We start from the raw sequence: 23,395 nt of genomic DNA on the forward strand, positions 1-23,395 counted from the left end.
GGTCAGAGGATGACGTGGGGCAGGAAGTGGGCGCGCTCGTCGTGACCGGCCCCGCCGATTCCCTGATCCCGAGCCCCGCGGCCTCGTCCTCGACGACCCATGCGCCGAGCACCACGCGGTTGCCGTCGAAGTCCGGCAGCGGGGCCAGTTCCTGGTAGCAGCACGGTCGTCGCGCCGTACGGGACCGGCGCCCGGTTCGTGGATTCGTGACCCCCGCGCCCTCGCGGCCGAGCAGCGGTTCGGCCACACAGCCCCGCTCGGCCGCGAGTTCGCGCGGCCCGTCGAGTGGCCGCCTCGCGCCTGCGGGAACCCGGTCCGCCGACCGTCCTCCCCTACAGTCGCTTTTGTGCTCTTGGGGATGATCTGCGCGCTCGGTTCAGCGGTCTGCTACGGCACGGCCTCGGTTCTCCAGGCGATGGCCGCCCGCGCCGCCGAGCCGGGCACCGGCTCGGGGGTCGACCCGGGGCTGCTGCTGCGCTCGCTGCGCCAGTGGCGGTACATCGCCGGACTCGGCCTGGACGGTCTGGGTTTCGTTCTCCAGATCGTCGCCCTGCTCTCCATCCCCATCTACGCGGTCGGCGCGGCGCTCGCGGCCAGCCTGGCGGTCACCGCCGTCGTCGCCTCCCGGCTGCTCCACGTCCGCCTCAGCGGGATCGAATGGGCGGCGGTGGCGGCGGTCTGCGCCGGTCTGGCGATGCTGGGCCTGGCCTCAGGCGAAGAGGGCGACCGCGCCGGGACGGACGCGCTGCGCTGGTCGATGCTCGGCGTCGCGATCGCCGTGCTCCTCGTCGGCGCGGCGGCGGGCCGCCTCCCCGACAAGTCCCGGGCCCTGGTACTCGGCCTCGGCGCGGGCTTCGGCTTCGGCGTGGTCGAGGTCTCGGTCCGCCTGATCGACTCGCTCGCGCTGCCGGGCGTACTGGCCAATCCGGCGCTGTACGCGCTGCTGGTGGGCGGCGGTGCGGCGTTTCTGCTGCTCACCTCTGCGCTGCAGCGCGGTTCCGTGACGACCGCCACGGCGGGCATGGTGCTCGGCGAGACGATCGGCCCGGCGCTGGTGGGGGTGGTGTGGCTGGGCGACCGGACCCGGGAGGGGCTGGCGTGGCTGGGGATCACGGGGTTCGCGGTGGCGGTGGTGGGTGCGCTGGCACTGGCACGGTTCGGTGAGCCGCCGGCGCCGGAGCGGACGGAGGAGGAGACGGCGGCTCGGGAGGCCTGAGCCGGGCTCGCCCGCGCCGGGCTGTCCGGGGCCGAGCCCCGGCGGGCGCGTCACGGCAGAGCGCGGCAGAGCGCGTCCAGCGCGCCCGTCCAGGCGCTGTCCGGCGGCGTGCCGTAGCCCACCACCAGCGCATCCCTCCCCCGCGGCGCGTCCTGGTGGCGAAAGCGGGAGACCCCCGCCACCGCAAGGTTCTGCCACGCCGCCGCCCGGATCACCGGCTGTTCTGTACCCGGCGGGAGTTCGAGAACCGCGTGGAGCCCCGCCGCGATCCCGCTGACCCGGATGTCCGGCGCCCGCTCGGCCAGCGCGGCGACGAGCTGGTCGCGCCTTCTGCGGTAGCGCAGCCGCATCCCCCGCACATGACGGTCGTACGCGCCGGACGCGATGAACTCCGCGAGCGTCAGCTGGTCCGGCGTACTGCAGACCCAGTCGGCAAAGCCCTTCGCCTCCAGTACCTCGCCCACCAGTGCCTCGGGCAGCACCATCCAGGCGAGCCGCAGCCCCGGGGCGAGCGATTTGCTCGTCGTGCCCAGGTAGACCACCCGGTCCGGGTCGAGTCCCTGGAGTGCGCCCACCGGCTGGCGGTCGTAGCGGAACTCCCCGTCGTAGTCGTCCTCCAGGATCACCCCGCCGCTCCCCCGCGCCCAGTCGACGGCGGCCGCCCGCCGGTCGGGGTGCAGCGCGACGCCCATCGGGAACTGGTGCGCCGGTGTCAGCAGCACCGCACCCGCTCCGCGCAGGGCACCCAACTCGTGGGTGCAGGTGCCCAGTTCGTCGTACGGGAGCGCGGGCATGCGCAGTCCCGCCTCGGTCAGCAGATTCCAGTGCATGTCCAGCCCGTACGACTCGACGGCCACCTCTCGCACCCGTCGCCGTCTGAGCACCTTTCCCATCAGCATCAGCCCGTGGACGAAGCCGGAGCAGATCACGATCCGCTCGGGATCCGCGTACACGCCGCGCGCCCGCGCCAGATAGTCGGCCAGCACGGTCCGCAGCTCGATGCGCCCGCGGACCTCCCCGTATCCGAAGGCGTCGCGCGGCGCCGCGGTCAGCGCGCGGCGGGCCGCCTTCAGCCATTCGGCGCGGGGGAAGGAGGCGAGGTCGGGGCTGCCGGCCATCAGGCTGTACTGCGGTCCGCCTCGGGCCGGCCCGGCCCGTACCGTCCCCGCCGCCGACTTCCTCGGCGCGGCCCGCCGGGCGACGCGTGTGCCCGAGCCCTGCTGCGCGGTGAGCCATCCCTCGGCGACGAGCTCGGCGTACGCGTCGGCCACCGTATTACGGGCGATCCCGAGGTCGGCGGCGAGCGAACGGGAGGACGGCAGCCGCGTCCCAGGGGCCAGCCTTCCCGTGCGCACGGCCTCCCGCAGGGCATCCATGAGTCCCGCGCGCAGCCCGGACCCCCGCAGTTCGAGATGCAGGTCGGCGCCGAAAGTGGCCCAGGAATCCATCATGAAGATGGACCATACGCCTGCGCCACACAAGCACTAGCGTCGTACGTATGACGCCGAACGAGAACACGTCCCGCGCCCCCGAGCACACCCCCCGCCTGCCCTGGGCGAAGCTCTCCCCCGAGGTCTACAAGGCTATGGTCGCGCTGGACGCGGCCGCCCGGCAGGGCCTCGACCCGGTCCTCCTCGAACTGGTCAGGATCCGCGCCTCGCAGATCAACCACTGCGCGTTCTGCCTGGACATGCACACCAAGGACGCGCTCGCGGCGGGCGAGTCGGTGGAGCGGATCATCCAGCTCGGCGCGTGGGAGGAGTCCCGGCACTTCTACACCCCCAAGGAGATCGCGGCGATCGAGCTGACGGAGGCCGTCACCGTGCTGACGGACGGCTTCGTGCCGGACGAGGTGTACGAGAAGGCCGCCGAGCACTTCGAGGAGACGGAACTCGCGCAGCTGATCTCGGCGATCACCGTCATCAACGCATGGAACCGCTTCGGCGTGAGCGCGCGCATGGTCCCCGGGCACTACACGCCCGGCCAGTACAAGCACTGACCGCGTACGAAAACCGACCAGACCGGGGTATCGAAATGACGGTTGACACCTTCCGTTCCCTCCACCACGACCGCGCGCCCGGCGATCCCCTCGTCCTGCCGGGACCGTGGGACGCGGCCGGCGCTCTGGTCTTCGCGGAGGCGGGCTTCCCTGCGCTCGCGACACCGAGCGCCGCAGTAGCGGCATCCCTCGGCTACGAGGACGGGCACACCCCGGCCGACGAGATGTTCGCGGCCGTCGCCCGGATCACCCGCGTGGTGAACATCCCCGTCTCCGCGGACATCGAGGACGGCTACGGCCTTCCCCCGAAGGAACTGGTCGCCCGGCTCCTCGACTCCGGTGCCGTCGGCTGCAACCTGGAGGACTCCGACTCCCGGACCAGGACGCTCAAGGACCCCCGGCGCCACGCCGACTGGCTCGCCGAGGTCCGCGCGGAGGCGGGCGACCGCGTGTTCCTCAATGCCCGGGTCGACTCTTTCCTGCGCCAAGTGAGCGACCCGGCGGAGGCGATCACTCGGGCGCGGCTGTATGCGGCGGCCGGGGCGGACTGCGTCTATCCCTTCGCGGCGCCGCCGGAGCAACTTCCCCTGCTGCGCAAGGAGATCGACGTCCCGATCAACGTCGCGCCGCTGCCGGGCAGCCCGGGGATCGGGGAACTTGGGCGGTTGGGGGCGACGCGGATCACGTTCGGGCCGTATCTGCAGAGGCAGGCGATGGCGGCGGTCCGGAAACTCGCGGACGAGCTGCGCGGGGGTCGCGCGAGCTAGTGGCAGGCCCCGGGGCGCCTGCTGCGGGCCTTTCCCCTGCCCGCCCTCCCCTACGGCTTGGAGGCGAAGCCCCCCTTACCCCGCCTCCGCGTCCCTCGCGAGGCTCACCGCCGCCCACAGGCTCAGCGTCGGCTCCGCCTGGCGCAGGGCCTTGATCGCGGTGACCGAGTCCGCCGGGCCCTTGATGCCCGCCGCATCGAGCCGCTGACGCACCCACCGGCCGCGCAGTTCGGCGGCGGAGGCGTCCGCGGCCTCGGCGATGATGGCCGCGGCACGCTCCAGGCCGGGGCGTTCCTCCGGGCCGGCCGTGGACAGCGCGGCGCGGACGGCATCGGCAATGCCGTCCGCGTCACGCAGAACGAGTACGGAGAGTTCGCGTTTACCGGATCCGAAGAGCATGTACGGATCCTCTGTCCCGAACCCCCGCTCACTCAAGCGAGTTGAGCGAAAACAGAGCTCACGTCACTTCTTCGGGAGCCACGCCTTCCACGTCGCCTCGTTCTCCTTGACCCACTTCTCGGCCGCCGCCTCCGGCGACATCTTCTCGCCCGCGATCATCAGGGCGACCTGGTTCTGCTGCTCGGTCGTCCACTTGAAGTTCTTCAGGAACTCCGCCGCCTTCCCGCCGTTCTTGGCGAAGTCCGCGTTGAAGTACTTCTGCAGCGGCGTGTTCGGGTACGCGCACGCGATCTTCTTCGGGTCCGCGTCACAGCCCGTCTTGTACTCCGGCAGCTTGACCTCGACCATGTCGACCTGCTCGTTCAGCCACTGCGGGGTCCACCAGTACGTCAGGAAGGGCTTCTGCTCCTTCGCGTACTTCTTGATCGCGGTGATCTGCGCGGCCTCGGAACCCGAGTAGTTGGTCTTCAGATTCAGCTTGAGATTATTGATGAGCGCGTCGTCATTGGTGACGTAGTCCGGGGAGCCCTCCAGGATCTCGCCCTTGTCGCCGCTCTCGCCGGTCTTGAAGTCCTTGGCGTACTTGTTGAGGTTCTTGTAGTCCGTGACGTCGGGGTGCTTGTCCGCGAAGTACTTCGGCACGAACCAGCCGATGTGCCCGGTCACGCCGAGGTCGCCGCCCTTGACGACGGTCTTCTTCGTCGTGACGTACTGCTTCTCCTCCTTCGGGTGACCCCAGTCCTCCATGATCGCGTCTATGTCGCCCTTGGAGAGGGCGTCCCACGCGAGGACCTCGCCCATCTGCTGGGTCTTGACGGTGTAGCCCAGCTCGTTCTTCAGGATGTGCGCGGCGACGGCGGTGTTGGCCTGGGCGCCGACCCAGGAGGGGACGGTCAGCTTCACGGTCTTGTCGCCGCCGACCGCGTCCTTCTTACCGGTCTCCGCGGCGCCGCAGGCGCTGAGGGTGAGGACGCCAAGGGCGCCGATGACAGCGGTGGTGGTACGAACGATGCGCATGGTGCTCCTGTTACTGAGGGAAAGAGGTTCAGCCGGTCTTGCGGGTGGCGGGCTGCGTGATCCGGTCCAGTACGAGTCCCAGGCAGACGATCGCGACTCCGGCGGTCATGCCGAGGCCCATCTCGCCCCGGGACAGGCCCTTGACGACGTCGTAGCCGAGGGCACCGCCGCCGACCAGGCCGCCGACGACGACCACGGCCAGCACCAGCACGACGCCCTGGTTGACGGCCAGTTGCAGGGCGGGGCGGGCCAGGGGCAGCTGGACCTGGAGGAGTTGCTGGCGGGTCGAAGCGCCCAGCGAGCGGGAGGCCTCCAGTGCGGCCGGGTCGACCTCGCGCAGGCCCTGGGTCGTGATGCGCACGACGGCGGGCAGCGCGTACACGACGGCCGCGATGATCGCCGAGGCGCGGGTGACACCGAACAGCGCCACCACCGGGATGAGATACACGAACTGCGGCATCGTCTGCATCGCGTCGAGTACCGGCCGCAGCCAGCGTTCGAGCCTCCCGGCCCGCGCGCAGAAGATGCCGGCCAGCACACCGAGCGCCAGCGTGAGCACGAGCGCCGCGAGCACCTGCGAGAGCGTGTCGAGGGACTTCCCCCACACCCCGAGGACACCGATCGCACCCATCGACAGAGTGGCGGTGAGCGCGGTGGCCCAGGTGCCGACCAGCCAGGCGACGGCCGCGACGAGCAGCAGGAGCGACCACCAGGGGAGCCAGACCAGGGCGTCGCGCAGGGGGTTGAGGATCCAGAGGGTGAACTCGCGGGACAGGATCTCGGTGAAGGTGAGGTTCTCGGTGATCCACTCCTGCGCCTTGTTGACGGGCGAGGAGATGTCGTACGTCCAGCCCTGAGGCCATGTCCTGCCGAGGGCGAGACCGGCGGCCGCGGCGGCCACGACACCCCCGAGCACCAGGGCCCAGGCCGAGCGGCCGTGCAGCAGCCCGCCACCGGGCGTGCTTTCGCCGATACGGTCGCCCGCGGCCGCCGTCGTACGGTCCAGCCAGACCGCGATCAGCACGATCGGGACACCCGCGGCGAGCGCCTTGCCGACGTCGACCGTGGACAGCGCCGAGTACACCGCTTCGCCCAGACCGCCGGCCCCGACGAGAGCCGCGATGACGACCATCGAGAGCGCCATCATGATCGTCTGGTTGAGGCCCAGCAGCATCTGTTTGCGGGCGAGCGGGAGCCGCGCGGTCCGCAGACGCTGCCAGCCGCTCGCACCGAGCGACGCGGAGGCCTCCAGCACGGCCGGATCGGCGCCGCGCAGCCCGAGCGCGGTGAGGCGGGCCATGGGCGGGGCGGCATAGATGACGGTGCAGAACAGCGCGGCAGGCGTGCCGGTGCCGAAGACCAGCACGAACGGCAGCAGATACGCGAACGCGGGCAGGACCTGCATGGTGTCGAGCACGGGCCGCAGCGCCCGGTCGACGCGCCCAAAGAGCCCGGCCGCGAGCCCGATCAGCACGCCCAGCAGGGCGGCGACCGCGACGGAGACCACCATCAGCGCGATGGTGATGAGCGTGGCGTCCCACATCCCGAGCAGCCCGCAGACGGCGAACGCCCCGAACGCGGTCGCCGCCACCTTGATCCCGCGCCGCCCGAGCCCGGCGGCCCGCCAGGCGAACAGCACCCCGGCGGCCAGGACGCCCAGCCAGCCCATCGAGTCCAGGAAGCCGTAGACGGCGTCGACCGCGTCGGTGGCGGTGTTGGAGAGGTGAAGCAGGAAGTAGAGGAACAGGGGGTGGGTGTCGCGGTTGTCGATGACCCACTGGTTGGCGTCATCGAGGGGACCCGAGACGTCGACGGTCAGCCCGGTGGGCCAACTGCCGCTGCCCCACAGGGCGATACCGAGCGGTACGAGCACCAGCGCGGCGACGGACAGCGCCAGCAGCTTGCGCTGGACGCGGTTCTTCAGGAGAGCGCGCAGTGCAGGCGTTTCCTTGGTGGGGGCGGTGGCGACGGCCGTCATGCGACCACCGCCGCGTCGGTATGCGCGCCGCGGTCCAGGCCGGCGACCACGTTCAGCAGACCCGCGTGGTCCACGACGCCCACGCAGCGGCCGGCCTCCATGACCCGGGCCGGGGAACCCGTGCGGGCCACCGCCTCGATCGCCTCGAAGACCGTCGCGTCGGGAGCGATCGCCGGTCCCGAGTCCGCCTCGCCGCCTTCGGCCGGGCGCATCGCGGTGCGCACGGTCATGACCTGCTCGCGGGGCACATCGCGGACGAAGTCCCGTACATAGTCGTCGGCGGGCGAGGCGACGATCTCCTCCGGCGTGCCCAGCTGCACGATCCGCCCGTCCCGCATCAGCGCGATACGGTCGCCCAGCTTCAGCGCCTCGCTCAGATCGTGCGTGATGAAGACCATCGTCCGGCCCTCCTCGCGGTGCAGCCGGATGACCTCCTCCTGCATGTCGCGCCGGATCAGCGGGTCGAGCGCGCTGAACGGCTCGTCGAAGAGCAGCACTTCGGGGTCGACGGCGAGCGCGCGGGCGAGCCCGACACGCTGCTGCTGACCGCCGGACAGCTGGCCCGGCCGGCGGTGTTCGAGTCCTTCGAGCCCGACCTTGGCGACGACTTCGGCCGCCTTGGCCCGGCGCGCGGCCCTGCCGAGGCCCTGGATCTCCAGGCCGTACGCGACGTTGTCGAGCACCGAACGGTGCGGCAGCAGGCCGAAGTGCTGGAAAACCATGGACGCCCTGCGGCGGCGCAGTTCACGCAGCCGCGCCGTGTCCATGGACAGGACGTCCTCGCCGTCGATGGCGATCGCCCCGGACGTCGGCTCGATGAGCCGGGTCAGACAGCGTACGAGGGTCGACTTGCCGGAGCCGGAGAGGCCCATGACGACGAAGACCTCGCCCTTGTGCACATCGAAGGAGACATCGCGCACGGCGGCGGTGCAGCCGGTACGGGCGCGCAGTTCGGCCGGGCCGAGCGCGCCGAGTTCGGCGTCGCCGGGGATGCGCCCCGCCTTCGGGCCGAAGACCTTCCACAGGTCACGTACGGAGAAGACGGGCGGCGCACTGTCGGCGGCGGCCTTCTTGGTCACGGCCGCGGCCACGTCGTCGTTCGCCGTCTCGTTCGCCGTCTCGTTCGCCGTCTCGTTCACGGTCACGTTCGCGGTCTTGTCCACTGCTTCGGACTTCATCGGAGTTCACCCCTCTCGTCGGACGCCGCCGCAAGCAGCTCGGCGCATTTCTCTCCCACCATCAGGACCCCGATCATCGGGTTCACGGCGGGCATGGTCGGGAAGACGGACGCATCGGCGATGCGGATGCCGTAGAGCCCCCGGATCCTCAGGTCCGGCTCCACCACGGCGAGTTCATCGCCGCGAGCCCCCATCCGGCAGGTGCCGGCGGGGTGGTACACGGTGTGCGCGACCTTGCGCGCGTACGCGCTGATCGCCTCGTCGGAGGTGACCTCGGGCCCCGGGCAGACCTCCCGCTTGAGCCAGCCGGCGAGCGGTTGGGCCTTGGCGATCTCGCGGGCGGTCTTGATCCCGTCAACCAGCGTCCGGCCGTCGTAGTCGTCCTCGTCCGTGAAGTACCGGAAGTCCAGCGCGGGCTTGACCTCCGGATCCGCGCTGGTCAGATACAGCCGGCCGCGGCTGCGCGGCTTGGGGATGTTCGGCGTCATCGACACCCCGTGCGCCGGCCGCTCGTAGCCGAGCCGCTCCGGGTTGTCGGTGAACGGGATTTGGTAGAAGTGGAACATCAGGTCCGGCCCCTCAGCGTCCGGATCGCGCCGCAGGAACAGACCGGCGTCGCTGTCCATCGCCGAGTTCTCGGGGATCGGTCCGTGCGTCTCCCAGACGATCACCGACTCCGGATGGTCGAGCAGGTTCTCGCCGACGCCGGGCAGATCGTGCACGACCGGGATGCCGAGAGCCTCCAGGTCGCCGCGCGGTCCGATACCGGAGTGCAGCAGCAGCCGCGGGGTGTCCACCGCGCCCGCGCAGACGAGGACTTCGCGCCGCGCACGGACGACCCGCTCCTCGCCGTCCTTGGTCCGCACATGCACGCCGGTCGCCCGGGTGCCCTCGAGCTCCAGCCGGTACGCCCAGGTCTCCAGGGCGATATGGAGGTTCGGGCGGTCGAGGAAGGGGTGGAGATACGCGACCGAGGCGGAGGACCGCTTGTTGTTCTCCGGGTGGTACGCGAGGTCGAAGAAACCCACGCCTTCGTGGAAGGGCTTGTTGTTGAAGCCCTCGACGCGCGGGACGGAGAGGGCGCTGTGGGCGGCGTCGACGAAGTCGCGGGCGATGGCGTTACGGTCCGCCTCGTCGACCGTGACGATGTTGTTCCGCAACCGGTCGAAGTACGGGTCCATGGCGGCCGCGTCCCAGCCCTCGGCCCCGGCGGCGGCCCACTCGTCCCAGTCGGACGGCAGTGGCCTGAAGGCGATGAGGGTGTTGTGGGAGGAGCAGCCGCCGAGGACACGGGCGCGGCTGTGCCGGATGTGGGAGTTGCCGCGCGGCTGCTCGGTGGTGGGGTAGTCGTAGTCGAGTTCGCCGCCGAGCAGGCCCATCCAGCGCCGCAGGGTCAGCACGTCGTCCCGGCCGACGTCGCTCGGCCCGCCCTCGATGACGGCGACGGTGACGTCGGGGTTCTCGGTGAGCCGGGATGCGATCACCGAACCGGCGGTGCCACCTCCGACGACGACATAGTCGTACGTGGTCATGTGTTCGTTCTCCAACTCAGCCCTGGCTCATGCCCTTGAACCAGCGCACGGGGCGCGGGGCGAGGTTCTGGTAGATGTGCTTGGCCTCGCGGTACTCGGCGAGACCGGCGGGACCCAGCTCGCGCCCGATGCCGCTCTTCCCGAAGCCGCCCCACTCCGCCTGCGGGAGGTAGGGGTGAAAGTCGTTGATCCAGACGGTCCCGTGCCGCAGCCGCCCGGCGACGCGCCGCGCCCGCCCCGGGTCGGAGGTCCACACCGCGCCCGCCAGCCCGTACTCGGTGTCGTTGGCGAGGGCGACGGCCTCGTCCTCGGTGCGGAAGGTCTCCACAGTCAGGACGGGCCCGAAGATCTCTTCGCGGACGACGCGCATGCCGCGGTGGCACTGGTCGAGGACGGTGGGCCGGTAGAAGTACCCCCCGGCGTACTCGTCCCCGTCGGGCCGCAGCCCGCCGGACCGCAGCACCGCGCCATCGGCGAGGGCGGAGGCCACGTAGTCCTCGGTCCTGGCGAGCTGCCGCGCGGATACGAGAGGACCGCACTCGACACCCTCGTCGGTGCCGCGTCCGAGACGGATCCCCTCGGCCCGGCGGGCGAGCTCACCGACGAAGCGCTCGCGCAGGGACTCCTCGATGATGAGCCGGGAGCCGGCTGAGCAGACCTGCCCGCTGTGGATGAATGCGGCGTTCAGCGCCTGGTCGACGGCGGTGTCGAAGCCGTCGTCGCTGTCGCAGGCATCCGCGAAGACGACGTTCGGGTTCTTCCCGCCGAGTTCGAGGGCGACCTTCTTGACGCTGTCGGCGGCGGCGCGCATGACCTTCGTACCGCTGGTGAGCCCGCCGGTGAAGGACACCAGATCCACATCGGGATGCTCGGCGAGCCGGGCCCCGACGGTGTCGCCCGGGCCGGTCACGATGTTCGCCACACCGGCGGGCAGCCCCGCCTCCTCAAGCAGCTGGATCAGCTCGACGGTCGTCAGCGGAGTGATCTCGCTCGGCTTGATCACAAAAGTGTTGCCCGCGGCCAGCGCCGGGGCAATCTTCCAACTCGCTTGAAGGAGTGGGTAGTTCCACGGCGTGATGAGGGCACAGACCCCGACGGGTTCATGCACCACGGTGCTGTGAACGTCCGTCGAACCGGCATCCACCACCCTGCCGCCACTCTCATTCATGACGAGGTCGGCGAAGTAGCGGAAGGCGTCGCTGACGCAGTCGACGTCGATGCGGCCTTCCTCGACGGTCTTCCCGGCGTCCCGGCTCTCCAGCTGCCCGAGGGCTTCCCGGTTCCGTTGCAGCAGATCCGCGACGCGCCTGAGCACGGCGGCCCGTTCGGCCACCGGCGTCCGGGGCCATTCGCCCTGGTCGAACGCGGTACGCGCGGCGGCGACCGCGGCGTCAGCGTCCTTCGCCCCGCCTTCCGCGACGGAGGCGAACACGGTCGCGTCAGCGGGGTCGAGTATCTCGCGCGCGGCGCCGGAAGCGGCCGCACGCCACTCTCCGCCCACGTGGATGGTCTGTTGTGCCGACACGTCGCGTTTTGCCTTCCCGTTCCGATTCATTCCTCGCCGGTGTGGACCAGCGGACGGGGCGCCTGCCCCTGGGCGGGGGAAGCATGCGCAACGGGTAACCGAAAGTGGCGGGTGTCACTTATTCAGCACCTACGCCACGAGCCGGCGCGCGCCGTGCCGGGGCCCTTGGCATCGGTGCGCACGCACCGCCCGGCGGCGAGGTGGTGCAGGCAGAACGCCCCCGGCAGCCGATTGGCTGCCGGGGGCGTTCGAGCCCGTACGGAGACGGATCAGATCAGGCCGAGTTCGCGGACCGCCGCGCGCTCCTCCTCGAGCTCCTTCACCGACGCGTCGATGCGCGCACGCGAGAAGTCGTTGATGTCCAGGCCCTGGACGATCTCGTACGTGCCGCCCTTCGTGGTGACCGGGAACGAGGAGATCAGGCCCTCCGGGACGCCGTACGAGCCGTCCGACGGGATGCCCATCGAGGTCCACTCGCCGTCCGCGGTGCCGTTGACCCAGGTGTGGACGTGGTCGATCGCGGCGTTCGCGGCCGAGGCGGCGGAGGACGCTCCGCGGGCCTCGATGATCGCGGCGCCGCGCTTGGCGACGGTCGGGATGAACTCCTCGGCCAGCCACTTCTCGTCACCCACGACCTCGGCGGCGTTCTTGCCGCCGACCGTGGCGTGGAAGATGTCGGGGTACTGCGTCGCCGAGTGGTTGCCCCAGATGGTGAGGCGGTTGATGTCGGTGACGGCGGCGCCGGTCTTCTTCGCGAGCTGCGAGATGGCGCGGTTGTGGTCCAGGCGGGTCATCGCGGTGAAGCGCTCGGCCGGTACGTCCGGAGCCGCGGCCTGAGCGATGAGCGCGTTGGTGTTGGCCGGGTTGCCGACGACGAGGACCTTGATGTCGTCGGCCGCGTTGTCGTTGATGGCCTTGCCCTGCGGCTTGAAGATGCCGCCGTTGGCGGAGAGAAGGTCGCCGCGCTCCATGCCCTTGGTGCGCGGGCGGGCGCCGACGAGCAGCGCGACGTTGGCGCCGTCGAAGGCGACGTTCGGGTCGTCGGTGATCTCGATCCCGCGCAGCAGCGGGAAGGCGCAGTCGTCAAGCTCCATCGCGGTGCCCTCGGCGGCCTTGAGGCCCTGCGGGATTTCGAGCAGACGCAGCTTGACCGGCACATCCGCGCCGAGCAGGTGGCCGGAGGCGATGCGGAAGAGCAGCGCGTAGCCGATCTGGCCGGCCGCGCCGGTCACGGTGACGTTGACGGGAGTGCGGGTCATGGCGATCTCCGTAAGACAGCTGGCGGTAGGGGTCTTTGCCCCTGTTGCTGGACATCTCCCCTGATCGATCAGTGTCTCGACATGAAGAGATATCCAGCGGTCAGGCTATCCGACCCCGGACACCGCCAACCTACGCCCCCTTGTGGCACGGATCACTGTGGCCTGGTGCAGCCGTTGACGCCCGTCTTGAGCGTCGCGCAGGCCTTCGCGTCGGCCGGCGCGGTCACAGCGGTCATCGGGGTGTACGCGTCGTTGTCGGCGTTCACCAGGCCGTTCTGCGCTCCCTCGCCGCCCGCACTGATCTGCACCGTGTCGCCGGGAGCCGCCTTGGTGATACGGGCCCAGGCCGCCTGGCAGGTCTTGCTGTAGCGCACCTCGACGAGGGCCTTGCCGACGGTCGCGGAGGAGACGGTTTTGGCCAATTGGCCACCGCAGCCCATCGCCTCGGGGTCCTGCCCGGTGCAGTCCTTGCCGGTGCACTTCACTCCGGCGGGCAGCGGCGGGCTGCTCGTCGTCGGGGCGACAGTGGGGGGCGAGGCCACGGGCTTCTTGTCGCCGTCCCCGCCCAGGTCGGTCAGGAGCACGGCCGCGGCGATCACCAGCAGCGCGCCGACGAGACCGGCCAGGATCATGACCACCTTGCGCCTGCCGCCCCGCTGGCCGGGGGCGGTGGGAATGGATCCCGCCGCGGACGGGGAGCCCGGTCCGCCGGGCGAGCCCGGTCCGTTCTGCGTCGGTACGTACGACGGACTCTGCGGCGCCTTGTCCCGGCTGCCCGCCGCGGGACGGCCGGAATGCACGCCGCCCGGATCCCGGCGCACGCCGTCCGGTTCATTGCCGCTTCCCGGGTCCGCGGGTGCGGCCGTGCGGCCGCCCGCGCGGCCGCTCGCGGCGCCCGCCGGCGCAGGGCCGAACTCCCCGAGCGCGGCCCGCGCCTGGGAGATCCGTATCGCTTCCATCGTCATGTCGTGACGCATCTCGGCCCGGCTCCAGGCGCGCTCGGCGAGCTCCCACATGGTGGTCAGATGCATCTGGTTCGTACCGGTCACCTCGGCGAGCGCGACGATCGCGCCCTTGGGCGCGAGCAGCCGCCCGTTGAGGTACCGCTCCCAGGACGTCTTGCTGTACCCGGTGCGGTCCGCCACCGCGGCGATGCCCAGCCCGCTGCGGTCCACCAGTCGGCGCAGCTGACTGGTGAACTCCTTGACCTGCGGGTCCAGCTCCTCCGGCAGTGCCTTCCAACGAGGCATGTACTTCCCCCCTTGTCCCCCGAACGTGCTTGATGTGCCCCGCGCTCCCGACCCCCCGCGGTGTCCCTCGGGAGTCCGTGTACCGGACTGCCCACTGGGATGCGCAGGGCCAGGATGTCAGTTCCTGTTATCGGCGTGCACGGGGGCATCGGGGACGGTCGGCGCGCCCCGTTGTGCGCTCGCCCCGGCTGCAGGACACAGTCTCCCATCCGTTGCGGAACGATCACACCGTGGCGGAACGGTCACTTCCGTGCCACAGGCCACTGGCGTCCCTTGTCCATGATTGGCGCGTCCATGACTCTTGAACACGACGGCGCCCGTCCTCCCTCGGGGGAGAGGACGGGCGCCGTCGATGTTTGCGTGCGCCGAACGCGAGCTGCCAGGGGGCGTCCTAACGCACCGTGAAGTGGACCGCGTCCTCCAGGAACGGGATGTCCAGCCAGGGCTTCGGCTGGGTGACGAGCGCGATCAGCACGATCCCCGTGCCGAGCAGTCCGTACGTGACCATGTCGGTGAAGCGGGAGCGCACGGCGAGCATCCCGACCGAGGGCAGGACCCGGCGCATGACGGCGCCCGTGATGAGCGCGGCACCGATGAGGATCGTGCCGACACGGAAGGCGTCGGCGAAGGCGTCGGTGCCGACGACGACGAGCCCCAGCCCGGCCAGGGCGAGCACGGTGAGCAGGGGCCACTGCCGCGCGGGAGCGGAAGCGTCCCCGGGCGCGGCGCGCCCGCCGCCCTCGGGCCGGGCGGTGTCCTGGGTGAGGGCCGGCGGCCGCCGGGAGGGGGCTCTGACGGCGGGCTCGGCCTGGGGTTCCGTACGGGTCTCGGCGTCCGGCGCATCGGTGGCCCGGGCCTCTGCCCTCCTGTCGGAGTCGCCGGGGCCGGTGCCGCTGCCCGGGCGCCTACCGGCGGAGTCGTCCGAGTCGGCGTCCTCAGCCGCGGGCCGCGGGTGGACCGCGTCCGCCAGGACGGCCGCGGCAGCCAGGTCCGGGGCAGGCTCGCCCTCGCCGGGGCGCCCGGTCCCGGGGGCCGCGCCCGCCGCCCCGCCCACCGGCTCGGATTCGTCGTTCGTGAGTACGCCCATGGGCCCAGCCCTCCCGATCCTGCTCAGCCCTCGACGGCGACAGCCGCGCGCTCGGCCGCCTCGACGACATTGACCAGCAGCTGCGCGCGGGTCATCGGGCCCACTCCGCCCGGGTTCGGCGAGATCCAGCCCGCGACCTCCGCGACGCCCGGGTGCACGTCTCCGGCGATCTTGCCTTCCGCGTCACGGCTGACGCCGACGTCGAGGACCGCGGCCCCCGGCTTGACGTCCTCGGGCTTGATGATGTGCTGCACACCGGCCGCCGACACGATGATGTCGGCCTGCCGCAGATGCATGGGCAGATCGCGCGTGCCGGTGTGGCACTGCGTCACCGTCGCGTTCTCGGACTTCCGGGTCAGCAGCAGCGGCAGGGAGCGGCCCACGGTGATGCCGCGGCCCAGGACCACGATGTGCGCGCCCTTGATCTCGACGCCGTGGTGACGGAGCAGCTGGATGATGCCGTTCGGCGTGCACGGCAGCGGCCCCTCGATGCCCAGCACGAGGCGCCCGAGGCTCATCGGGTGCAGCCCGTCCGCGTCCTTGGCCGGGTCCATCAGCTCGAGCACCTTGTTGGTGTCGATGTGCTTGGGCAGCGGGAGCTGGACGATGTAGCCGGTGCACTCGGGGTTGTCGTTGAGCTCACGGACGACCGCCTCGATCTCCTCCTGCGAGGCGGTGTCCGGCAGTTCGCGCTGGATGGAGGCGATGCCTACCTGCGCGCAGTCGCGGTGCTTGCCGTTGACGTACCAGCGGCTGCCGGGGTCGTCCCCGACCAGCAGCGTCCCGAGGCCGGGCGTGATGCCCCGCTCCTTGAGGGCCGCCACGCGGGCGGTCAGGTCGGACTTGATCGCGGCTGCGGTGGCCTTGCCATCGAGAATCTGGGCAGTCATGGACCCATCCTCGCGGATGGACCCGCCCCGGTTCCAATTCGGCCCTCGTTCCGGTGGCCGCACGCGCCCCTCCTGCCCGGCAAACAGAGGAGAGGTTGCACTTGCACAACACCTTGGGCTGTCGACTGGACAAAATGTCGACGTGAATACCACGATGATCCGCGCAGTGCCGCGGCAGTGTTGGGGGGCAAACCGCTGAACTTGTGACGTTCCTCCGCTCGGACCGCGTCGTCCCCGCACTTTCAACGGAGGAAACCCGCCATGAGCTTCGGCGACCCGAACAACCCCTACGGCCAGCCCCAGGGCGGCCAGCCGGGCTACGGCCAGCCTCAGGGCGGCCAGCCTTACGGTCAGCCCCAGGGTGGTCAGCCGGGCTACGGCCAGCCGCAGGGCCAGCCCGGTTACGGCTACCCGCAGGCCCCGCCCGTCCAGCCGTACGGCGGCGGTTACGCGACCGGCCCCACCGAGATGCCGGGCGGTGTGAAGGCAGCCCGCGTGATGCTCTTCGTCATCGCGGGCCTCCAGGTGCTCGGCGCGATCTTCGGCGCGCTGGCCGCCGTGGGCGTCGCCAAGGCCAAGGACGACCCGGCCCTCAAGGACGACGTGCAGTTCCAGCAGGTCGCCGACTTGTCTGTCGGCGCGGTGTGGGCCATCGCCTTCCTGATCCTGGCCTGGGGCGTCCTCGCCATTGTGCTCGGCGCCAAGTTCAGCAGCGGCGGCAACGGCATCCGCGTCACCACGATGGTCTTCGGCATCATCACGGCGGTCCTGGGCCTCTACCCGTTCGTCGTCGTGGGCCTGGTGCACACCACTCTCGCGATCCTCATCACCGTGTTCGTCGGCAAGTCCGACGGCGGCGAGTGGTTCAACCGCGCACAGCGCTGAGCCCTTTGACAGCGAGAAGGCCGTAAACCCCGCCGACGGGCGGGGTTTACGGCCTTCTGCCGTTCAGGTCGGGTCGAGTCAGTGGAAGAAGTGCCGCGTCCCCGTGAAGTACATCGTCACGCCCGCCTTCTTCGCCGCCTCGATCACCAGCTCGTCCCGTACCGAACCGCCGGGCTGCACCACGGCCTTGACGCCCGCCGCGGTCAGGATCTCCAGGCCGTCCGGGAACGGGAAGAACGCGTCCGAGGCCGCGTACGAGCCCCGGGCCCGCTCCTCGCCGGCGCGTTCGACCGCGAGCTTCGCCGAGTCGACGCGGTTGACCTGGCCCATGCCGACGCCGACCGACGCACGGCCCTTCGCGAGCAGGATCGCATTGGACTTCACCGCGCGGCAGGCCCTCCACGCGAAGGCGAGCTCGGCCAGCTCGCCGGCGGTCAGCGCCTCGCCGGTCGCGAGCGTCCAGTTGGCCGGGTCGTCGCCCTCGGCCTGGAGGCGATCGGTGACCTGGAGCAGCGCGCCGCCGTCGATCGGCTTGAGCTCGACCGGGTTCGCCGGGGCGCCCTGGGCGCGCAGCACCCGGATGTTCTTCTTGCGGGCGAGGATCTCGACCGCGCCGTCCTCGTAGCCGGGGGCGACGATGACCTCGGTGAAGATCTCCGCGACCTGCTCCGCCATCTCCTTGGAGACCGGACGGTTGACCGCGATCACTCCGCCGAACGCGGACAGCGGGTCGCAGGCGTGCGCCTTGCGGTGCGCCTCGGCGACGTCCGCGCCGACCGCGATACCGCACGGGTTGGCGTGCTTGATGATCGCGACGCAGGGCTCGGCGTGGTCGTACGCGGCACGGCGGGCGGCGTCCGTGTCCGTGTAGTTGTTGTACGACATCTCCTTGCCGTGCAGCTGCTCGGCCTCGGCGAGGCCGCCGTTGCCGCTGACGTAGAGCGCGGCGCCCTGGTGCGGGTTCTCGCCGTAGCGCAGGACGTTCTCGCGCTCCCAGGTGGCACCGAGGAAGTCGGGGAAGCCGGACTCGTCGGCCGGCGCGTAGGAGCTCGCGAACCAGGAGGCGACGGCCACGTCGTACGCGGCGGTGTGCTGGAAGGCCTCGGCGGCCAGGCGCTTGCGGGCGGCCAGGTCGAAGCCGCCCTCCTGCACCGCGGCGAGAACGTCCTTGTACCGCGCGGGGCTGGTGACGACCGCTACGGACGGGTGGTTCTTGGCGGAGGCGCGGACCATCGACGGGCCGCCGATGTCGATCTGCTCGACGCACTCGTCGGGGGTGGCTCCCGAAGCGACGGTCTCCCGGAAGGGGTACAGGTTCACCACCACGAGGTCGAAGGGCTCGACGCCCAGCTCGGCGAGCTGCTCGCGGTGCGACTCGAGGCGCAGATCGGCGAGGATGCCGGCGTGCACGCGCGGGTGCAGCGTCTTGACCCGGCCGTCCAGGCACTCGGGGAAGCCGGTGAGCTCCTCGACCTTGGTGACCGGCACGGCGGCCGCGGCGATCTTCGCGGCGGTGGAGCCGGTCGAGACCAGCTCGACGCCGGCCTCGTGGAGCCCGCGGGCGAGCTCCTCCAGCCCTGTTTTGTCGTAGACACTGACCAGCGCGCGACGGATGGGCTTATTCACCGACATGAACCTTTCGTCCCTCAATGCGGTAGCCGTTACGGGCCAGACGCCCCACGACCTCGACGAGCAGCTGACGCTCGACTTCCTTGATGCGCTCGTGAAGAGCGGCTTCGTCGTCCTCGTCCCGGACCTCCACCACGCCCTGCGCGATGATCGGTCCCGTGTCGACGCCGTCGTCGACGAAGTGGACGGTGCACCCGGTGACCTTCGCGCCGTACGCGAGCGCTTCGCGCACGCCGTGGGCTCCGGGGAAGCTGGGCAGCAGGGCGGGATGCGTGTTGACGAACCGTCCGCCGAAGCGGGCGAGGAACTCCTTGCCCACGATCTTCATGAATCCGGCCGAGACGACCAGGTCCGGTTCGTAGGCGGCAGTGGCCTCCGCCAGCGCGAGATCCCACGCCTCACGGGTCTCGTAGTCCTTCACCTTGCACACGAACGTGGGCAGTCCGGCACGCTCGGCGCGCTCAAGACCGGCGATCTTCTCCCGGTCGGCCCCGACGGCGACGACGCGGGCGCCGAAGCCCCGCGGATCCTCGGCGATGGCGTCGAGGAGGGCCTGCAGATTCGTACCGGATCCGGAGACCAGAACCACGAGGCGGGCCGGTCGGGCGGAGGGGGGCGGGGAGGCCACGGCGGGTCTCTTTCTCGCGTGTGTGCTGTTTCGCTTGCTGTTCGGCGTTTGTGCGGTCCTACGAACGAATCGCGCCCCGCGATACGGGGAACTCTACGAAGGGGCCGACCGTCAGCAACGATACCGGCACACAGAACGGCCCCCACGGGACGGGGGCGTGGCCGGGAGGTAGCGTCTGGGGACAGGCCCGTCCCCCGACGGGCACGACGACACAAGACCCCATGCGCGCTGGGTCTGAGGGGAAGACGTTCACCACATGCCGGACCGACGCCGCCGTACGGACCTCCTGTTGCCGCGGGAGCGCCAGTCCACGGATGACAACAATCCCTTCGCGCCGCCGCCGGAGGGCCGGCCGGACCAGCCCTGGCAGCCGCGCCACCCGGGGAACGACGGCAACTCCGACGACCCCTCGTCCGGCTCGTCGGACCCCTCGAATCCCTCGGGCGACCAGGGCGAGCGCCCGGCCTGGGGCAGTCAGTGGAGCAGCCGCCAGCCGGGCCGCTCGTCGGGCGGCGGCTTCGGCGGCCGCCCCGGCGGCCAGAACGACGAGGGCGGCCAGGACGGCGGCGGCCGCAAGGGCCAGGACGGGGGCGGCTCCCCCGGCGGCCTGAAGTGGGACCCGACGGATCCGGCTCAGCGGCGGGCGCGGTATGCGCTGCTGTCGGGCATGTGGGCGTTCTTCTTCGCGCTGTTCGACCTTCCGGAGATCGCACTGCTGCTGGGTGCGCTGGCGCTGTACTGGAGCATCAGCTCCCTGCGCGCCAAGCCCCTGCGCCGCCCGGCGGACCCGCTGTCCCCTCCCCCGCCGGCCGCGTCACCGACGCCCCCGAACAAGCCCCAGCTGACGGCGGCGGTGAGCGGCCTGGTGATGGCGAGCATCGCGCTGGTGATCGTCGCGGCGTCGTTCACGGCGCAGCTGGTGTACCGCGACTACTACACGTGCGTGAACGACGCCCTGACGAAGTCGGGCCAGCTGGCCTGCAACGACTTGCTGCCGGATCCGCTGCGCGGAGTGATCGGCGTCAAGGAGTAGCCCGTCCACTCCACCCCGCCCGGGCCCGGGCGGGGCGATCCCATATCCGCCTGCGGGAAGCCGTAGGGGTTGGGCGGGGCTCGGGAAAGACCCTCCTACGGTGCCGCCGATTGCCCTGGCTCTTCCGAAGCGGGTGATTCCCCCTCCGGCTTCGCCACCCAGGGCGGCACCGACGGCCCGGGTTCTTTCGAAGCCGGGGGATCGTCCTTCGGCTCGGTTACACAGGGCGGCGCCGACGGCCCGGGCTCCTCCGGAGCCGGTGGCTCCCCCTCCGGCTCGGTTACAGCCGACGGCGCCGGCGCGAACTCCGCCATCAGGCCCCCCGACGCCTCCTTCGGCGCCGCCCACCGCGCCTCCTGCGGCTCCCTCGCCTCCAGCGCGGCCACCGGCAAGAAGTCGTACCCCTCCGCCTCCTCCGAGTCGTCGAAGACGTCCGAGACCGAGACCTCCGAGACCGAGACGTCCGAGACGCCTGAGACGTCCGGCTCGGCAGGGACACCCGCTCCCCGCCTCCTCCGCCACGCGCGTACCCCCAGCGCCACCGGCACCCCCACCCCCGCCGTCCAGACCGCCGCCGCGCCGCCGGTCAGCCACCACACCGGGCCGAACTGCGCCAGCCTGCCCGTCCCCATCGGGCCGCCCGCCGCCGCCGCGAGCGGCGCGGTGAGGAGCCCGCAGCCCACCGCGCCCAGCAGCGCCGCGAGCGCGGTCTCGCGGACGCCCGACAGCGCGTCTCTCCGTACGGTGAACCAGGCGATCACCACCCCCGCCGCCACCGGCACGGCCACCACCGCCCAGTTCAGCGCGGCCCCGGGGCCCTCCGCCGGCACCGCGGCCAGCAGCGGGAACGGCGGCAGTGCCGCGTCGCCGGTGAGTGCGAGCGGCGTCGCCGTGGCACCCGTACCGAGCGCGAAACCGGGGCCGAGACCGTACGCCGCACCCCACACCGCCGCGTTCGGCGCCAGCACGAGCCCCAGCAGCAGCACCGCGAGCCGCCCCGACCACTCGTCCGCGAGGTGCAGGAACGAGTCCTGCGTCGCCTCCGCGTGCCACACCAGCGACACCGCGACCAGCAATGCCCCACCCGCCGACAGGGCGAGCGCCCCCGCCACCGCGGACCGCGCGGCGACACGGATCCGGGTACGGGCGAGCTCGGCCCGTACCCGCTCGGGCAGCCACGCGGGCAGCGGCCCGAGCGGCCGTCCGCTCGCGGTCCACACCCCGGCCGCCGCGGAGGCCACGGCCACCACCGGCAGATGCAGGAGCGCGCTCAGCAGGTCGGCGGCCAGCGGACCGCGTGCCGCATAGGCGACGACGGCCGAGCCGACCAGCAAGTACCCCGCGGTCACCGCGCACAGCACCCCCCGCGCCGACGCCCGCGGCCGTCCCTCGTCCGGTTCGAGCGCCTCTCGCGCCGCCCGGTGTGTCAGCAGCGCGGGCAAGGCCGCAAGCAGCAGCGGTACGAGGCCGATCGGCGCCGGGTTCCCGGAGAGCGTGTCGGTGCGTACGAGTTCCGTGCCGTGCGCGAGCAGCCACATCCCGGCGGCGACATGCAGCGCCCCGCCAGGACCTCTGTCCGGGTAGGGGGAGCTGATCCACAGCATCATCACGAGGGCGGCGAGCGCGCCGAGCCCGAGCCCCGCGGCGATCACCCCGCGTACGAAGGCCCCGGCCAGCGCGGGCGCACGACCCCCCTGGACCACAGCCGGGGCCTGCGACAGCAACGGGCTGGGCTCAGTCATCTGCGTCACGCGGCCATGCTGCCAACGACACGCGCTTTATCCATGTAACGGGCGAATGCACGCTGTGTCGCTCAATATACATTTATGTACTTTTTCGCCGAGTGCAGCACCGCGGGGAGCCTCTCATGACTCAGGGCACCAACCCTGCCTCCGGCGCCCTTCCCTCCCCCAAGGAACGGCGCAGGCTGCGCGAGGCGAAGTCTCTGAGCGAGGAACAGGTGGCGGCCGCGGTCGGCGTCACACGGGCGACGGTCAAGAACTGGGAGACCGGGCGGAGCAGCCCCCGGGGACGCAAGCTCAGGCTGTACGCGAATCTCCTCGCGGGTACGGGACCGGAGGAGTCGTCCTGTACTCCGGACCCGGAGCCGACCCCGGAGCTGAACTCCCGCACCCACCCGGCACCGAAGCCCAAGCAGCCCCCCGCCACCACCGGGCCCAGGCCCGCCGCCGGGCGCGCGGCCGAGCCGCCCACGGTCCCGGCCTGTCCGGCCCCGCCGCCCTCCGGCCCACCTCGCTCCGATTCGCTCCCGGCACCGCCCGAACCTCCGGCCCTCACCCCGGCCGAGGCCTTCGACGCCCTCTACGCGTACGCCGCCCCTGCCCTCGTACGCCAGACCTACCTGCTCACCGGCCGCCGCAGGCTCTCCCACGAGTCCGTCGAGCGCGCCTTCCACCTCGCCTGGCAGCGCTGGCCCGAGGTCGCCGTCGACCGTGACCCGGCGGGCTGGGTACGGGCCGCGGCATACGAGCACGCCATGTCCCCGTGGCAGCGGATGCGGCGCGTCCACCGCCACCCCGACGCCCCACTCGCCGAGGACGAGCGCCGGTTACTCCTCGACGCACTGCTCGAACTGCCCCCGCACCACCGCCGGACCCTGCTGCTCTACGACGGCGTGGGCCTCGATCTGCCCGATACGGCCGCCGAGACGGAGGCGAGCACCCCGGCCGCCGCGAGCCGGGTGCTGCATGCGCGCGCCGCCCTGGCCGAGCGTATGCCCGAACTCGAAGCGCCGGAGACCCTCCACGACCGGCTCACCGCACTCGCGAACTCCACTCCGGCGCCCCAGCTGATGCCCTCCCAGGATGTACGGACGGGCAGCGAGCGCCGGGCCCGGTTCTGGACACGGGTCGCCGTCGCCGTCACCACCCTGATCATCGGCGCCACCGCCGTCACACTGCTCAACGCGCCGACCCGGTACGAGCCGCCGGTCTCGCCCGGCCGGGAGGTCGAGGGCGTACCGCCGCACAACGGACCGCAGAAGCTGACCCGGAAGGACATTGAGCTGCGCGCGAGGCTGCTCTCCGAGCCCGTGCACGGCCCGGGACGGCTCGTACCGCAGGATCACTGAGCAAGGGCGCCGGGCAGAAGCGCCGCGTACGT

The 23,395-nt window shown here is 71.5% G+C and carries 20 protein-coding genes and 1 pseudogene; 6 read left to right on the forward strand and 15 right to left on the reverse strand.

All coding sequences use genetic code 11. The annotated features are described in order from the left end of the window. Positions 1-2 precede the first annotated feature (2 nt). Positions 3-286 (reverse strand): annotated as a pseudogene (locus FBY35_RS13800) (glutathionylspermidine synthase family protein); the annotation flags it as partial. A 72-nt stretch (positions 287-358) separates the two neighbouring features. Between FBY35_RS13800 and FBY35_RS13805 the strand changes: the two are divergent. Continuing rightward, positions 359-1,216, forward strand: a complete 858-nt coding sequence (locus FBY35_RS13805; RefSeq protein WP_142215059.1) for a hypothetical protein — start codon at positions 359-361, stop codon at positions 1,214-1,216. A 50-nt stretch (positions 1,217-1,266) separates the two neighbouring features. Here FBY35_RS13805 and FBY35_RS13810 read toward each other — a convergent pair whose 3' ends face one another. After that, on the reverse strand, positions 1,267-2,667 hold the full coding sequence (locus FBY35_RS13810; RefSeq protein ID WP_142214094.1) for a PLP-dependent aminotransferase family protein: 1,401 nt from the start codon (positions 2,665-2,667) through the stop codon (positions 1,267-1,269). A gap of 47 nt (positions 2,668-2,714) precedes the next feature. Between FBY35_RS13810 and FBY35_RS13815 the strand changes: the two genes are divergently transcribed. Both FBY35_RS13815 and FBY35_RS13820 read left to right on the forward strand, forming a co-directional pair. Then, entirely contained in the window at positions 2,715-3,215 is a 501-nt protein-coding gene (locus FBY35_RS13815; RefSeq protein WP_142214095.1) for a carboxymuconolactone decarboxylase family protein, read from the forward strand. A gap of 35 nt (positions 3,216-3,250) precedes the next feature. After that, entirely contained in the window at positions 3,251-3,982 is a 732-nt protein-coding gene (locus FBY35_RS13820; RefSeq protein WP_142214096.1) for an isocitrate lyase/phosphoenolpyruvate mutase family protein, read from the forward strand. A gap of 75 nt (positions 3,983-4,057) precedes the next feature. On the opposite strand, the gene FBY35_RS13825 is transcribed toward FBY35_RS13820, so the two are convergent. The 10 genes from FBY35_RS13825 to FBY35_RS13870 form a co-directional block, all read right to left on the reverse strand. Beyond that, positions 4,058-4,381, reverse strand: coding sequence for a hypothetical protein (locus FBY35_RS13825; RefSeq protein ID WP_142214097.1), 324 nt, complete (start codon positions 4,379-4,381; stop codon positions 4,058-4,060). Between the two features lie 63 nt (positions 4,382-4,444). Further along, on the reverse strand, positions 4,445-5,398 hold the full coding sequence (locus tag FBY35_RS13830) for an ABC transporter substrate-binding protein (RefSeq protein WP_142214098.1): 954 nt from the start codon (positions 5,396-5,398) through the stop codon (positions 4,445-4,447). Between the two features lie 28 nt (positions 5,399-5,426). Continuing rightward, positions 5,427-7,376: an ABC transporter permease subunit gene (locus FBY35_RS13835; protein WP_142214099.1), complete on the reverse strand. Its 1,950-nt coding sequence runs from the start codon at positions 7,374-7,376 to the stop codon at positions 5,427-5,429. Beyond that, complete coding sequence (locus FBY35_RS13840; protein ID WP_142214100.1) at positions 7,373-8,554, reverse strand: glycine betaine/L-proline ABC transporter ATP-binding protein; 1,182 nt, start codon at positions 8,552-8,554, stop codon at positions 7,373-7,375. Before FBY35_RS13840 ends, FBY35_RS13835 begins: the two co-directional genes overlap by 4 nt. Further along, a complete protein-coding gene (locus FBY35_RS13845) occupies positions 8,551-10,086 on the reverse strand; it encodes a GMC family oxidoreductase (protein WP_142214101.1) in 1,536 nt (511 codons plus the stop codon). Before FBY35_RS13845 ends, FBY35_RS13840 begins: the two co-directional genes overlap by 4 nt. Before the next feature lie 16 nt (positions 10,087-10,102). Continuing rightward, positions 10,103-11,641, reverse strand: coding sequence for an aldehyde dehydrogenase family protein (locus tag FBY35_RS13850; protein WP_142214102.1), 1,539 nt, complete (start codon positions 11,639-11,641; stop codon positions 10,103-10,105). Positions 11,642-11,880: 239 nt separating this feature from the next. Next, entirely contained in the window at positions 11,881-12,870 is a 990-nt protein-coding gene (locus tag FBY35_RS13855) for a malate dehydrogenase (RefSeq protein WP_142214103.1), read from the reverse strand. 152 nt (positions 12,871-13,022) lie between these two features. Beyond that, the gene (locus FBY35_RS13860; RefSeq protein ID WP_142214104.1) at positions 13,023-14,120 is read right to left on the reverse strand and encodes an XRE family transcriptional regulator; all 1,098 of its coding nucleotides are present in this window, start codon (positions 14,118-14,120) and stop codon (positions 13,023-13,025) included. A gap of 391 nt (positions 14,121-14,511) precedes the next feature. Further along, positions 14,512-15,207 carry a DUF3017 domain-containing protein gene (locus FBY35_RS13865; RefSeq protein WP_260848610.1) on the reverse strand — a complete coding sequence of 232 codons (696 nt, stop codon included), beginning with the start codon at positions 15,205-15,207 and terminating at the stop codon, positions 14,512-14,514. A 23-nt stretch (positions 15,208-15,230) separates the two neighbouring features. Beyond that, positions 15,231-16,097 carry a bifunctional methylenetetrahydrofolate dehydrogenase/methenyltetrahydrofolate cyclohydrolase gene (locus FBY35_RS13870; RefSeq protein WP_142214105.1) on the reverse strand — a complete coding sequence of 289 codons (867 nt, stop codon included), beginning with the start codon at positions 16,095-16,097 and terminating at the stop codon, positions 15,231-15,233. Positions 16,098-16,358: 261 nt separating this feature from the next. On the opposite strand from FBY35_RS13870, the gene FBY35_RS13875 reads away from it, so the two are divergent. Then, positions 16,359-16,982, forward strand: a complete 624-nt coding sequence (locus FBY35_RS13875) for a hypothetical protein (RefSeq protein WP_142214106.1) — start codon at positions 16,359-16,361, stop codon at positions 16,980-16,982. Positions 16,983-17,060: 78 nt separating this feature from the next. Here FBY35_RS13875 and purH read toward each other — a convergent pair whose 3' ends face one another. Next, positions 17,061-18,614 carry a bifunctional phosphoribosylaminoimidazolecarboxamide formyltransferase/IMP cyclohydrolase gene (gene purH / locus FBY35_RS13880; RefSeq protein WP_142214107.1) on the reverse strand — a complete coding sequence of 518 codons (1,554 nt, stop codon included), beginning with the start codon at positions 18,612-18,614 and terminating at the stop codon, positions 17,061-17,063. Beyond that, positions 18,601-19,239 (reverse strand): phosphoribosylglycinamide formyltransferase, encoded by a 639-nt coding sequence (gene purN / locus FBY35_RS13885; protein WP_142214108.1) that lies wholly within the window; start codon positions 19,237-19,239, stop codon positions 18,601-18,603. Before purN ends, purH begins: the two co-directional genes overlap by 14 nt. Positions 19,240-19,495: 256 nt before the next feature. On the opposite strand from purN, the gene FBY35_RS13890 reads away from it, so the two are divergent. Next, positions 19,496-20,272: a hypothetical protein gene (locus FBY35_RS13890; RefSeq protein WP_142214109.1), complete on the forward strand. Its 777-nt coding sequence runs from the start codon at positions 19,496-19,498 to the stop codon at positions 20,270-20,272. 95 nt (positions 20,273-20,367) lie between these two features. Here the strand turns inward: FBY35_RS13890 and FBY35_RS13895 are convergent, their stop codons facing one another. Beyond that, complete coding sequence (locus tag FBY35_RS13895) at positions 20,368-22,014, reverse strand: DUF6350 family protein (RefSeq protein ID WP_142215061.1); 1,647 nt, start codon at positions 22,012-22,014, stop codon at positions 20,368-20,370. A 125-nt stretch (positions 22,015-22,139) separates the two neighbouring features. On the opposite strand from FBY35_RS13895, the gene FBY35_RS13900 reads away from it, so the two are divergent. Next, the gene (locus tag FBY35_RS13900; RefSeq protein WP_142214110.1) at positions 22,140-23,363 is read left to right on the forward strand and encodes a helix-turn-helix domain-containing protein; all 1,224 of its coding nucleotides are present in this window, start codon (positions 22,140-22,142) and stop codon (positions 23,361-23,363) included. Positions 23,364-23,395 lie beyond the last annotated feature (32 nt).

This window comes from Streptomyces sp. SLBN-118 (assembly GCF_006715635.1).
GTDB lineage: Bacteria > Actinomycetota > Actinomycetes > Streptomycetales > Streptomycetaceae > Streptomyces.

Bases quoted from the DNA above. Each gene is read 5' to 3' on its own strand.
- FBY35_RS13825 (WP_142214097.1), bottom strand. From the start codon at position 4,381: ATGCTCTTCGGATCCGGTAAACGCGAACTCTCCGTACTCGTTCTGCGT.
- FBY35_RS13890 (WP_142214109.1), top strand. From the start codon at position 19,496: ATGCCGGACCGACGCCGCCGTACGGACCTCCTGTTGCCGCGGGAGCGC.
- FBY35_RS13895 (WP_142215061.1), bottom strand. From the start codon at position 22,014: ATGACTGAGCCCAGCCCGTTGCTGTCGCAGGCCCCGGCTGTGGTCCAG.
- FBY35_RS13835 (WP_142214099.1), bottom strand. From the start codon at position 7,376: ATGACGGCCGTCGCCACCGCCCCCACCAAGGAAACGCCTGCACTGCGC.
- FBY35_RS13820 (WP_142214096.1), top strand. From the start codon at position 3,251: ATGACGGTTGACACCTTCCGTTCCCTCCACCACGACCGCGCGCCCGGC.
- FBY35_RS13865 (WP_260848610.1), bottom strand. From the start codon at position 15,207: ATGGGCGTACTCACGAACGACGAATCCGAGCCGGTGGGCGGGGCGGCG.
- FBY35_RS13815 (WP_142214095.1), top strand. From the start codon at position 2,715: ATGACGCCGAACGAGAACACGTCCCGCGCCCCCGAGCACACCCCCCGC.
- FBY35_RS13810 (WP_142214094.1), bottom strand. From the start codon at position 2,667: ATGATGGATTCCTGGGCCACTTTCGGCGCCGACCTGCATCTCGAACTG.
- FBY35_RS13900 (WP_142214110.1), top strand. From the start codon at position 22,140: ATGACTCAGGGCACCAACCCTGCCTCCGGCGCCCTTCCCTCCCCCAAG.
- FBY35_RS13875 (WP_142214106.1), top strand. From the start codon at position 16,359: ATGAGCTTCGGCGACCCGAACAACCCCTACGGCCAGCCCCAGGGCGGC.
- FBY35_RS13840 (WP_142214100.1), bottom strand. From the start codon at position 8,554: ATGAAGTCCGAAGCAGTGGACAAGACCGCGAACGTGACCGTGAACGAG.
- FBY35_RS13870 (WP_142214105.1), bottom strand. From the start codon at position 16,097: ATGACTGCCCAGATTCTCGATGGCAAGGCCACCGCAGCCGCGATCAAG.
- FBY35_RS13845 (WP_142214101.1), bottom strand. From the start codon at position 10,086: ATGACCACGTACGACTATGTCGTCGTCGGAGGTGGCACCGCCGGTTCG.
- FBY35_RS13850 (WP_142214102.1), bottom strand. From the start codon at position 11,641: ATGAATCGGAACGGGAAGGCAAAACGCGACGTGTCGGCACAACAGACC.
- FBY35_RS13805 (WP_142215059.1), top strand. From the start codon at position 359: ATGATCTGCGCGCTCGGTTCAGCGGTCTGCTACGGCACGGCCTCGGTT.
- FBY35_RS13855 (WP_142214103.1), bottom strand. From the start codon at position 12,870: ATGACCCGCACTCCCGTCAACGTCACCGTGACCGGCGCGGCCGGCCAG.
- FBY35_RS13860 (WP_142214104.1), bottom strand. From the start codon at position 14,120: ATGCCTCGTTGGAAGGCACTGCCGGAGGAGCTGGACCCGCAGGTCAAG.
- FBY35_RS13830 (WP_142214098.1), bottom strand. From the start codon at position 5,398: ATGCGCATCGTTCGTACCACCACCGCTGTCATCGGCGCCCTTGGCGTC.
- purH (WP_142214107.1), bottom strand. From the start codon at position 18,614: ATGTCGGTGAATAAGCCCATCCGTCGCGCGCTGGTCAGTGTCTACGAC.